Genomic DNA, 10,521 nt, shown 5'->3' on the forward strand with positions numbered 1-10,521 from the left:
CCGTTCTCGCATCCCATCCGCACCGATCCCAGGAAGTCCCATGCCACTGCACCCCCAGGCCGAGGCCGTGCGCGCGCAGCGCGCTGCGGCCGGCACGCCACCGCTGTACACCCGTACGCTCGGAGAGGCTCGCGCCGCGGATCTCGCCGACCTCCGGGCCGCCGCCGGGAACCCCGAACCGGTCAGCTCGGTCGAGGAGTTGACCGTCGACGGCCCCGGCGGCCCGCTGCCGCTGCGGGTGTACCGCCCCGAGAGCGGCGATCGGCTTCCCGTCCTGCTCTACCTGTTCGGCGGTGGCTGGACCCTCGGCTCGTTGGACACCGGCGACGCGATCTGCCGCCGGCTCACCAACGCCGTCGGCTGCGTCACGGTCTCGGTCGGCTACCGGCTCGCGCCCGAGCACCCGTTCCCGGCCGCCGTGCACGACGTGGTCGCCGCCGCCGAGTGGATCGCCGCGCACGCCCCCGAACTCGGCGCGGACCCGGACCGGTTGGCCGTGGCGGGCGACAGTGCGGGCGGCAACCTGGCGGCCGCGCTGACCCTGGCCGCCCGCGAGCGCGGCGGTCCGGCGATCAGGCACCAGGTGCTGGTGTACCCGAACACCGACCACGGCGCGGACACCCCGTCCGCCCGCGAGCACGACGACCCGCTGCTGTTCAACCGCCGCTCGGTGGCCTGGTACTGGGGCCACTACCTGGCCGATCCGGCGGACGGGGCGAACCCGCTGGCCTCGCCGCTGCGCGCCTCCTCGCTGGCCGGACTGCCGCCCGCGACCGTGATCACCGCCGAGTACGATCCGCTGCGCGACGAGGGCGAGGCGTACGCGCACGCGCTGCGCTCCGCCGGGGTGCCGGTCGAACTGCGCCGCTACGACGGCATGCCGCACGGCTTCTTCGCGATGGCCGGCGTCCTGGACGACGGCCGGGAGGCCCAGCGGTTCGCCGCCGAGCGGCTGCGCGAGGCCCTGCGATGAGCGCCGTGACGCTGCCGCTGGGCGACCTGCACGCCAGCCTGGCCGATCCGCTGCTGGACGCGATGACCTTCCTCAACGAGGTCACCGAGCGCTACCCGGACGCGCTCTCCTTCGCTCCGGGCCGCCCGCACGAGGGCTTCTTCGAGCCCGAGGACGTCCACACCTACCTGGACGCGTACCTCGCGCACCTCGCCGAACGCGGTCTCGGCAGCGGGGCGGTGCGCACCGCGCTGTTCCAGTACGGCCCCACCAAGGGCATCATCGCCGACCTGGTCGCCCGCACCCTGGCCAACGACGAGGGCCTGCACGCCGATCCGGCGTCGCTGGTGCTCACGGTCGGCGCCCAGGAGGGCATGCTGCTGGTGCTGCGCGCGCTGTGCGCCACGCCGGAGGACGTCCTGCTGGTCAGCTCGCCCTGCTACGTCGGCGTCACCGGCGCCGCCCGGCTGCTCGACCTGACGACCGTGCCCGTCCCGGAGGGGCCGGGCGGCGGGCCCGACCCGGCGGCCGTGCGCGAGGCGGCCCGCGCCGTCCGCGCGGCCGGCCGCCGCCCGCGCGCGCTGTACGTCGTCCCCGACTTCGCCAATCCGTCCGGCGCCAGCATGCCGGTCGGGGCGCGGGCCGGGCTGCTGGACGCGGCGGCCGAGGAGGGGCTGCTGGTGATCGAGGACAACCCGTACGGCTTCTTCACCCGCGAGCCCGGCGAGCCCGGTGCGCGCCCCACCCTGAAGGCGCTGGACCGGCGCCGCCGGGTGGTCTACCTGGGTTCCTTCGCCAAGACCTGCTTCCCCGGGGCCCGGCTCGGCTACGTGGTCGCCGACCAGCAGGTGCTGGCCCCGGACGGCCGGCGCACGCTGCTCGCCGACGAGTTGGCCAAGCTGAAGAGCATGACGACGGTGAACACGCCGGCGCTCAGCCAGGCCGTGATCGGCGGGATGCTGCTCCGGCACGGCTGCCGGCTGCGCGAGGCGAACGGCCCGGCCCGCGCCCACTACGCGGCCAACCTCGCTGCGCTGCTGCGGGAGTTGGAGCGGCACTTCCCGCCGGCCGAGCGGGCCCGGCTCGGCGTGTCCTGGAACGAACCGGAGGGCGGGTTCTTCGCCGTGCTCCAGGTGCCGTTCACCGCCGACGAGGCGGCGATGGAGCGCTGCGCCCGCGAGCACGGCGTGCTCTGGACGCCGATGGCCCCGTTCTACCCGGCGGGCGGCGGCGAGCGCCGGCTGCGGCTGTCGATCAGTGCCCTGAGCGGGCGTCAGATCGAGGCCGGCGTGGCCCGGTTGGCCGAGTTCGTCCGGGCCGCCGCAGGCTGAACACGAAGGGGAGGGGCCGCGGCCCCTCCCCTTCCCACTGTGCGCGGCTACCGGATCCGGGCCGAGAACAGCCGGGCCGAGGCGGACACCGCCGCGACGGTCAGCACCGCGACGATCAGCAGCCCCTGCCACACCACGCTGTCGCCGGGGTGCCCGGAGAACAGGGCCCGCATGCCCTCCACCGCCCAGTAGAAGGGGTTCCACTCCGCCACCCGCTGCAGCCACACCGGTGCCAGCGCCAGCGGCAGCAGCACGCCGGAGAGCAGGCCGATGGGCTGGGCGACGGTGTTCACCACCGGCGCCATCGCGGCGTCGTTGGGCAGCGCCAGCGCGATGCCGTAGGAGAGCGCCGAGGTCATCAGCGCCAGCAGGGCGAGCAGGAGGTAGGCCAGCAGCAGGCTCCCCGGATCGACCCGCAGGCCGAACGGGAGCGCGCACAGCGTGATGATGACCGCCTGGACGAGCAGTCCGAGCGTCTCGCGCAGCGCCCGCCCCAGCAGCAGGGCGAGCCGGCTGACCGGGGTCACCCGGGAGCGTTCGACGATGCCGGCCTTCAGTTCGCCGAGCAGGCTGAAGCCGGTGTAGAGGCCGCCGAAGATGCAGAGCACCGCCAGCAGGCCGGGGACGTAGATCTGGTAGGCCGCGGCGTAGCTGGTGGCCCCCATGGGCGCCAGCACCTTCTTGAGCAGCGGGGCGAACAGCAGCAGGTAGAAGACCGGCTGGGTGATGCCGATGACGATCCAGATCGGTGTGCGCCACATCAGCAGCACTTGCCGCTGGAAGACCAGCCAGGTGTCGCGGGCGAGCTTCACGGAAGGAACCCCAGGGATCTCTCGTCAGGACTGTTCGATGGAGCGGCCGGTGCGGGCCAGGAAGACGTCGTCCAGGCTCGGCCGCTGGAGCTGCACCGTCCCGGGGACGATGCCCGCCCCGTTCAGGACGCTCAGCAGTCGCGGGATCGCCGCCGCGCCGTCGTCCAGGTAGAGCCGCAGGCCGTCCTCGCCCGGCTCCAGCCGGTGCACGTACGGCTGCCCGCGCAGGGCGTCGGCGGCGGGCCCGGCCAGGCCGGCGGTGAGGCCGAGCAGGACGACGTCGCCGGAGATCTCGCGCTTGAGCGCCTCGGGCGTGCCCTCGACGACGACCTCGCCCTGGTCGACGATCGCGACCCGGTCGCAGAGCGCGTCGGCCTCGTCCAGGTAGTGGGTGGTGACCACCACCGTCATGCCCTCGCCGCGCAGCCGTTCGATCTCGGTCCACACCTGGCCGCGGCTGGCCGGGTCGAGGCCGACCGTCGGCTCGTCGAGGAACAGCACCTTCGGCGCGTGGATCACCCCGAGGGCGATGTCCACCCGGCGGCGCTGGCCGCCGGAGTAGGTGCTGCAGTGGCGGTCGGCGAACTCGGTCAGCTCGAACGCCCGGACGGCGTCCGCGGCCTGCCGCAGCGCGTCGGCCTTGCGGATGCCGTACATCCGGGCCTGCATCACCAGCTCCTCCCGGCCGCTGACCGCGTCGGCGGTGCCGCCGCCCTGGGCGACGTAGCCGATCCGGCGGCGGACCTCGGCCGGGTCGGCCAGCAGGTCGGCGCCGGCGATCCGGGCTTCGCCGCCGTCCGGGCGGATGAGCGTGGCGAGCATGCGCAGGGTGGTGGTCTTCCCGGCGCCGTTCGGGCCGAGGAAGCCGTAGATCTCGCCCGCGCGGACGTCCAGATCGATGCCGCGGACGGCGTCGACGACGGTGCGGCCGTGCTTACCGGACGGGTAGGACTTGCGAAGTCCCTTGGTCTCGATCAACCAGAACTCCCGGGCTGGGATGGGGATGCGGGGCCCGCGACCGCCGGCCCCCGTACGGAGGGCGGCAGTCGGCGGGCGGGGGCGGGGTCAGGGGGCGGCCAGCGCTTCCAACCGGGCGGCGGCGGCCGGCGCCCCGCCGCCGGACAGCAGTTGACGACCGATCGACTCGGCGGCCGTCCGGTGGGAGGGCTCGCCGAGCACCCGTCGCAGCCGCTCGGCGATCACCGGCGGACCGACCCGGGCGAACGGGACCCGGAGGCCGGCCCCGGCCTCCACGACCCGCTGCGCCACGAACGGCTGGTCGTTGCGGATCGGCGCCGCCAGCACGGGCACACCGTGCGCCAGCGACTCGACCACGGTGTTCATCCCACCATGGCAGAGCACCGCGTCCAACCGGCCGCCGGACAGCAGTTCCACGATCGGTGCCCGATCGACCACCACGGCGGAGTCCGGAAGGGCAGCGGGCAGTGCCCCGCGGGGCGCGGCGACGACCGCCCGGACGTCCCCGCCGAGCTGTGCCAGCGCCTCGACGGTGCGGTGCAGGAAGTCCGCGCCGACCGCGTCCGACATGGTCCCCATGGTGACCAGCACGGTGCGCCGGCCCGGCTCCAGCCGCTCCCACGGGAACGCGGGGTCCGACGGACGCGCCGTCAGCACCGGCCCCACCAGGGCATGGTGGGGCGGCGACGGCAGGTCGCCGAGCAGCGCCCGGCCGGTGGTGGCCAGCAGGAGGTGCGGGGAGAACCGCGGATCGCTGAACCCGTCCGCGGGCAGCCCGGCCCGCTCCCACAGGCCTGCCAGCAGGCCGTCGATCCAGGCCTCGACCCGCGGCAGGTGCCGGTACGGGCGGCCCAGCTCCATCGCCCCCGGCGCCAGGCTCGCCCACGGCAGCCCGTGCCGGTGCGCGACCAGCGCGCCCGCCGGGGTGTGCTGGTCCACCAGCAGCGCGTCCGGCCGGAACTCCCGCACCACCGCGTCCAGCGGCTTCAGGGTGAACCTTGCGTAGGGGACGACGAAGCCCTCCCACAGCGAGCGCAGCGAGGCCAGGCCGTGGCCGCCCATCGCCCGGAACATCCGGTTGCCGGTGCCGAAGACCCGGGCGCCGGGGCCGAGCAGCGGCCGCAGCATCGTCTCGGTGCCGGTCCAGGCGACCTGGTGGCCGCGCACGACCAGCTCGTCCGCGATCCCGGCCGCCGGGTTGACGTGCCCGGCCAGCGGCGGCACCACCATCAGGAAGCGGCTCACCGGCGCACCAGCTCCGCCAGGTCGCCGACGGTCAGCGCGGCCAGCCCGTCCAGGCCGAGGCCGGCCCGCAGCGCGGCCAGGTCGGCGCCGAAGCGCTCCCGCAGCAGCGCGTCCAGGACGGCGAACTCGCTCTCGTCCAGGGCGAGATCACCGTCGAGTCGGTCCCCGGGGGCGAGCGACTCTGCCCATTCGGGCAGAGCGTCCGCGGCCTCGGCCAGTGCGGCCAGCAACCCCGGGTCGAGGGCGGCGGGAGGCTCGGAGGCCGGGCCGGAAGCGGGTTCTCGGCATGCGAAGGAAGGCTGGTGATCAGTCATCGGAAGGCTCCACCGGCTCGACGGCAACGGGGGTGAGGGAGGCGGCTCCAGGGCGGTGATCGCTTGTGCGACCCGCGGAGCGTGGGAATACTAACCGGCGTGACCGCACTGGAGGCAGTGGCCGTCCACCTCCCCCCGCGACTCGAACCGATCGAAACCGTGGGCGCCCGGATCGGCCTTACCCCACGTCAACTCCGACTCTTCCGCCGCTTCCACGGCCTGGACCAGGTGCGCCTGGACCCGGACGGGACGCTGCTCGACCTGCTGGACGCCGCCGTCCGGGCCCTGCCCGAACTGCGCGGCAACGAACACCGCGTCCGCTACCTGCTGCACGCCCGCAACACGCCGGTCGCCGTGCCCTACCCGCTCAACCCCCTGCACCGGCTCCGGGAACGCTTCGGCCTCACCCGCGCCGACGCCTTCACCGTCACCCAGCAGGCCTGCGCCGCCTCCCTGCTGGCCGTCGACCTGGCCGGCCGGCTGCTGGCGGACGACGGCGACCCGACGGCACTGGCCCTGGTGGTGGCGGGGGAGAAGACCTTCACCCGGGACGCCCAGCTCCTCCCCGAGACCACGATCTTCGCCGAGGCCTCGACGGCCTGCCTGGTCAGCGCCGACGGCGAACGGAACCGGGTGCTCTCCTACGCGGTCCGCCAGCGCCCCGAGTTCTACGGCCGCCCGGCCGAGGACCCGGAGCTGATGACCCGCTACCAGCGGGAGTACCAGCCCGCCATGATCGAGACCGTGCACGCCGCGCTCGACCGGGCGGGCCTGGAGCTCTCCGACATCGCCCTGCTGCTCCCGCACAACGTCAACCAGGCCTCCTGGCGGATGATCTGCCGCCAACTCGACTACCCCGTCGAACAGGTGGTCCTGGACAACGTGGCCGCGGTCGGCCACAGCTTCGCCGCGGACGCCTTCGTCAACCTCCGCACCGCCACCACCGGCGGGGCCCTCCGGCCGGGCGACCACTACCTGATCGCCGCGGCCGGCGTCGGCGCCACCTTCGCCGCGATGGTCCTGCGGCACTGAATCCCCGCTCCTCCCCACCACCACCGGACGGTCCACCCATGTCAGACCCCGCCCTCCCAACCGCTGCCCCGGCCGCCACCGAGCCGGTCGACCCCGAGGTGCGCGTCCGCATCCGGCGCGGCATCGAGGAGGTCCTGCCGCGCATCCTGGGCGTCGAACTCGCCGACATCCCCGAGAACGCCTGCTTCTTCGACGACTTCGGCCTCACCTCGGCCGGCATCGTCGACCTGGTCCTGGAGATCGAGGAGCAGCTCGCCATCCAGGTCGACGTCGAGCACCTCGCCATCGACGACGTCCGCACCGTCGACAGCCTCACCGACTACGTCGTCGGGCACCACGCCGACGAGGACTGACCGATGCCCGCCGAGACCCGCGGCCTGCGCGTGACCAGGGCGGTCGCCGCCGGATTCGACGGCCGCTCCGCCGCCGCCCTCCACCCCGACCTGCGCACCTTCACCGGCGACCTGGTCCGCCCGTACGGCCTGCCGCTGCGCGAGGACCTGCTGGCCGAGGGCGCCGGGCACGACTACGGCGAGATGGCCGCCGGCCTGTTCGCGCAGGCGCTGCCCGGCGGCGAACCCGCGGACCTGCTGATCCTCGCCTTCGCCTCCCCGGACGTCCGGCCCGCCGCGCCCTCCTCGCTCCGCCTCAGCCGGCACTGCCCCGGGCAGCCGACCGCCTTCGCCGTCTGCGACCAGGGCAGCGCCACCGCCTTCGCCGCACTGCGGATCGCCGCCGCCCACCACCGCACCGGCGGCTGCCGGCGCGCCGTGATCGTGCTCGCCGAGCAGAGCGCGCTGCACTACCGGCCCGCCGAACCCGTCGAGCTGCCCACCGGGCACCGCGCCGTCGTCCTGGTCTGCGAGGAGGCCCCGGCCGCCGGGATGCGGATCCGCCAGGAGGACCGGCCGGACGGCCTGCGGGCGCTCCGCTCCGTCCTCGACGAGCACCGCGAACTCGGGCCGGGCGCACGGCTGTTGCTCGCCGCCGGGCTGGCCGGCGACGGCCTTCCCGAGGGTGCGGAGGCGGCCCGCCCCGGACAGCCGTTCACCGGCGTCTGGAGCCTGCTCGCCGACCGCCTCGCCGACCGCTCCGCCGGCGGCCCGCTGCTGGTCGCCGACCACGACCGGCAGTTGGGCCGGCTCAGCACCCTCACCCTGCCGTGACCGGCGACCTCGACGTCATCGACGTCTGGAGCATCCCCACCGACCAGCCGCCGGCCGTCGTCCGCCGGCTGTACGGCCTGCTCGACGCCGAGGAGCGGGAGCGGGCCGACCGGGCCCGCGACCCGCGGCAGGGCGAGCGGTTCGCGGTGGTCCGGGGCGTCGTGCGGCTGCTGGTCGCCGAACGCCTCGACCTCGCACCCGCCCGACTGGTGTGGCGGCGCGGCCCGCACGGCAGGCCCAGCCCGGCGGGCAGCGGCCGGATCGACGTCAACTGGTCCGCCTCGGGCGCCCTCGCGCTGCTCGCCCTCGCGGAGGGGCGCCGGGTCGGGGCGGACGTCGAACAGCTCCGCCCGCCCGGCGTCGGCGCCCGGATCGCCCGCCGGCACTTCCCGCCCGCCGACGCGGCCCTCGTCCTCGACGCCCCCACCCCGGCCGACGGCGCCGACCGGTTCACCCGGCTCTGGTGCCGCCGCGAGGCCTGCGTCAAGGTGTACGGCGGCCGGCTCGCCCAGGGGCTCGGCCTTCCGCTCGCCGGGTCCTCCCCGCTGCGCCTGGCCGACGCGGGGCCGCTCGGCCCCGGCCCGCTCCGGCTGGCCGACGTCCCCGTCCCGGGCCCGTTCCGCGCCGCGGTCGCCGCCGACACCGACCGGCCGTTCGCCGTCCGCCGGCACCATTGGGCCTGAACACCCGGGCGCCGACAGCACGGTGAGCCCGACCGGCACGGCCGCCGGTCGGGCTCTCGCGGCGCGTCTCAGCCCACCGGCCGCGACATGTAGACCGCGCGCCGCCCGTAGGACGCGGGCAGCGCCACCTCCCGGTGCGCGCGGTAGCCGTAGAAGCGCAGCAGGATGTCGCTGCCGCGCACCGCGACCATCGACACCTGCGCGAAGCCGCGCTCCACCGCCTGCTCCTGGGCGTGCTCCATGAGCTTCGCGGCGAGCTCCCGGCCGCGCAGCTCCTCGGCCAGCACCAAGTCGTGGACGTGCAGGTTGTCCGACGCGAACGCCCCGTCCTCCGGCGCGGCGAGGTCCGGGCAGCGCAGCGGCGGGTACGGCAGGCTCAGCAGGTAGCCGCGGACCGCGCCGTGCTGCTCCAGCACCCAGCAGGTCTCCGGCGAGCTGCGGACCCGGGACTGCAGCGCCTCCCGGCCCTCGGAGAGGCCGTCGGCGGCGTAGGCGTCGTGTTCCAGCGCGACCACGGCGTCCCAGTCCCCGTCGGCCAGTTGCCGGATCAGGAACTCCCCGGTCACCCGGCGAGTCCCCGCTCGCGGGCGGCGGCCACCATCGGCGCCCACGCCTCGATCAGCACGGCCCAGCGCTCGGCGTCCTCCCGGGCCTCGTCCAGGAGCTGCTGCCGCTGCCCGGCCACCACGTCCGCCAGCTCGGCGTACTTGCCGCCCAGCTTGCGGTACAGGCGGTCCACCTCGTCCAGGCACCGCTCGTTGACGTCCCGGTCCAGGCCGATGGTGCCGCGGACCAGGCGGAGGATCGGCTCGACCTTCAACTCGTGGCGCTCGTCGAGGAGTTCGCGGCCGAGGTCGATCATCTGGCCGTACACCGGGTACAGGTACAGCATCGAGAGCAGCATCTTCACGAAGCGCAGCTGGTACGAGACGAACCCGGCGCCGATCCGGCGTTCGGGCGTGTAGTAGTTGACGATGTGCCGCTTGTGGACGACGGCGGGCAGCTGCGCGTGCACCAGGGCGTGCAGCAGGGCGTAGTCGGCGCCGATGGTGCGCAGCGAGGGCACCAGCGGCAGCACCTCGTAACCGCGGTGGTCCAGGGCGACGTTGCACATGTAGACGTCCCAGATGTCCGGCACGCCGAGCACCGAGTCGTCGGGGTCGAAGGTCTCCGGTTCGGCGCCCTTGAAGGAGATGTCCACCATGGCGTCCTGCTCCTCCCGGGTCCACACCCGCGGCGTCCACAGGCGCACCAGGTCCCGGTAGACCTCCGGGTCCAGCTCGTTGATCTCGCCGATGTCCACGTTGAGTTCGCCCATGAAGGAGGCGCTGACCAGCATCACCGGCCGGTCCGCGTCCGCCGGGTCGAGCTCGGAGCGGGTCACCCCGGCCACCGCCTCACCGGCCGGCTTGCCGAGGGACCGCAGCTCGTGGTGGATCGGGAACATCTTCGCGCCGTCGACGACCCGGTAGTCGAAGTCGTCGTTGCGCAGGTGCGCCGAGGTGCAGCCGAGGGCGGCGGCACCGAGGAAGATCCGGTTGACGCAGGAGCCGTACGCGACGTCCCGGGGCAGCATCAGGTCGAGCAGCAGGTCGGGGTCGGCGCCGCCGGAGCGCCGTGCCACGTCGAGGAAGAACGCGCGCTGCGCCTCGTTGCCGAGGTGGTGGACGAACACGCCGGGGGCGGGGGCCAGCGCGGCCACGGCGTCCGCGTTCTTCGCGAACTCGGCGTCCCCGGTGGTGTCCAGGACGAGGAGGTGGACCTCGACCCCGAAGGTCTCGACGGCGTACGCCGCCTCCTCGGCGAGATCCGCGATGGTGCCGGGGCAGGCCCGCATGGTGGGCAGGGCGAGGCAGACTCGTTGCATGGTGGTGGGAATCTCCGTCTGATCGTCAGATGCGGTGCGGCGGCGGCCGATCGGGCGGGGAGCCGGAGCCCCGGCCGGCCCGTCGTGCCGTCCCGGACGGGCTCGCCGGCGGGTGCGGAAGGCCGCGGCGGCACCGTGGAT

12 protein-coding genes are annotated in these 10,521 nt (G+C 74.7%); 6 read left to right on the forward strand and 6 right to left on the reverse strand.

The annotated features are described in order from the left end of the window. The first annotated feature begins 40 nt into the window (after nucleotides 1-40). Together ACFV1L_RS05040 and ACFV1L_RS05045 are read left to right on the forward strand one after the other, a co-directional pair. Nucleotides 41-973 carry an alpha/beta hydrolase gene (locus tag ACFV1L_RS05040; protein ID WP_380362972.1) on the forward strand — a complete coding sequence of 311 codons (933 nt, stop codon included), beginning with the start codon at nucleotides 41-43 and terminating at the stop codon, nucleotides 971-973. Then, nucleotides 970-2,283 (forward strand): PLP-dependent aminotransferase family protein, encoded by a 1,314-nt coding sequence (locus ACFV1L_RS05045; protein ID WP_380362974.1) that lies wholly within the window; start codon nucleotides 970-972, stop codon nucleotides 2,281-2,283. Before ACFV1L_RS05040 ends, ACFV1L_RS05045 begins: the two co-directional genes overlap by 4 nt. Nucleotides 2,284-2,330: 47 nt before the next feature. Here ACFV1L_RS05045 and ACFV1L_RS05050 read toward each other — a convergent pair whose 3' ends face one another. The 4 genes from ACFV1L_RS05050 to ACFV1L_RS05065 all read right to left on the reverse strand — a co-directional run bounded on the left by ACFV1L_RS05050 (nucleotide 2,331) and on the right by ACFV1L_RS05065 (nucleotide 5,632). After that, complete coding sequence (locus ACFV1L_RS05050) at nucleotides 2,331-3,095, reverse strand: ABC transporter permease (protein WP_380362976.1); 765 nt, start codon at nucleotides 3,093-3,095, stop codon at nucleotides 2,331-2,333. Nucleotides 3,096-3,119: 24 nt separating this feature from the next. Continuing rightward, the gene (locus tag ACFV1L_RS05055; RefSeq protein WP_380362978.1) at nucleotides 3,120-4,073 is read right to left on the reverse strand and encodes an ATP-binding cassette domain-containing protein; all 954 of its coding nucleotides are present in this window, start codon (nucleotides 4,071-4,073) and stop codon (nucleotides 3,120-3,122) included. A gap of 87 nt (nucleotides 4,074-4,160) precedes the next feature. Then, nucleotides 4,161-5,318, reverse strand: a complete 1,158-nt coding sequence (locus ACFV1L_RS05060) for a glycosyltransferase (RefSeq protein WP_380362980.1) — start codon at nucleotides 5,316-5,318, stop codon at nucleotides 4,161-4,163. Next, complete coding sequence (locus ACFV1L_RS05065; RefSeq protein ID WP_380362982.1) at nucleotides 5,315-5,632, reverse strand: hypothetical protein; 318 nt, start codon at nucleotides 5,630-5,632, stop codon at nucleotides 5,315-5,317. Before ACFV1L_RS05065 ends, ACFV1L_RS05060 begins: the two co-directional genes overlap by 4 nt. 99 nt (nucleotides 5,633-5,731) lie before the next feature. Between ACFV1L_RS05065 and ACFV1L_RS05070 the strand changes: the two genes are divergently transcribed. From ACFV1L_RS05070 to ACFV1L_RS05085, 4 genes are read left to right on the forward strand one after another with little or no spacing between them, the layout of a single operon-like run. Then, nucleotides 5,732-6,664 carry a 3-oxoacyl-[acyl-carrier-protein] synthase III C-terminal domain-containing protein gene (locus ACFV1L_RS05070; RefSeq protein ID WP_380362984.1) on the forward strand — a complete coding sequence of 311 codons (933 nt, stop codon included), beginning with the start codon at nucleotides 5,732-5,734 and terminating at the stop codon, nucleotides 6,662-6,664. A 38-nt stretch (nucleotides 6,665-6,702) separates the two neighbouring features. Further along, nucleotides 6,703-7,017: an acyl carrier protein gene (locus tag ACFV1L_RS05075; RefSeq protein ID WP_380362986.1), complete on the forward strand. Its 315-nt coding sequence runs from the start codon at nucleotides 6,703-6,705 to the stop codon at nucleotides 7,015-7,017. A gap of 3 nt (nucleotides 7,018-7,020) precedes the next feature. Next, nucleotides 7,021-7,830 carry a hypothetical protein gene (locus tag ACFV1L_RS05080; protein ID WP_380362988.1) on the forward strand — a complete coding sequence of 270 codons (810 nt, stop codon included), beginning with the start codon at nucleotides 7,021-7,023 and terminating at the stop codon, nucleotides 7,828-7,830. After that, nucleotides 7,827-8,513: a 4'-phosphopantetheinyl transferase family protein gene (locus ACFV1L_RS05085; protein ID WP_380362989.1), complete on the forward strand. Its 687-nt coding sequence runs from the start codon at nucleotides 7,827-7,829 to the stop codon at nucleotides 8,511-8,513. The genes ACFV1L_RS05080 and ACFV1L_RS05085 overlap by 4 nt, the downstream gene beginning before the upstream one ends. A 68-nt stretch (nucleotides 8,514-8,581) precedes the next feature. Here ACFV1L_RS05085 and ACFV1L_RS05090 read toward each other — a convergent pair whose 3' ends face one another. Together ACFV1L_RS05090 and ACFV1L_RS05095 are read right to left on the reverse strand one after the other, a co-directional pair. Next, nucleotides 8,582-9,079: a GNAT family N-acetyltransferase gene (locus ACFV1L_RS05090; RefSeq protein ID WP_380362991.1), complete on the reverse strand. Its 498-nt coding sequence runs from the start codon at nucleotides 9,077-9,079 to the stop codon at nucleotides 8,582-8,584. After that, on the reverse strand, nucleotides 9,076-10,380 hold the full coding sequence (locus ACFV1L_RS05095) for a DUF6271 family protein (protein ID WP_380362993.1): 1,305 nt from the start codon (nucleotides 10,378-10,380) through the stop codon (nucleotides 9,076-9,078). Before ACFV1L_RS05095 ends, ACFV1L_RS05090 begins: the two co-directional genes overlap by 4 nt. Between the last annotated feature and the right edge of the window lie 141 nt (nucleotides 10,381-10,521).

This window comes from Kitasatospora sp. NPDC059646 (assembly GCF_042734615.1).
Classification (GTDB): Bacteria; Actinomycetota; Actinomycetes; order Streptomycetales; family Streptomycetaceae; genus Kitasatospora.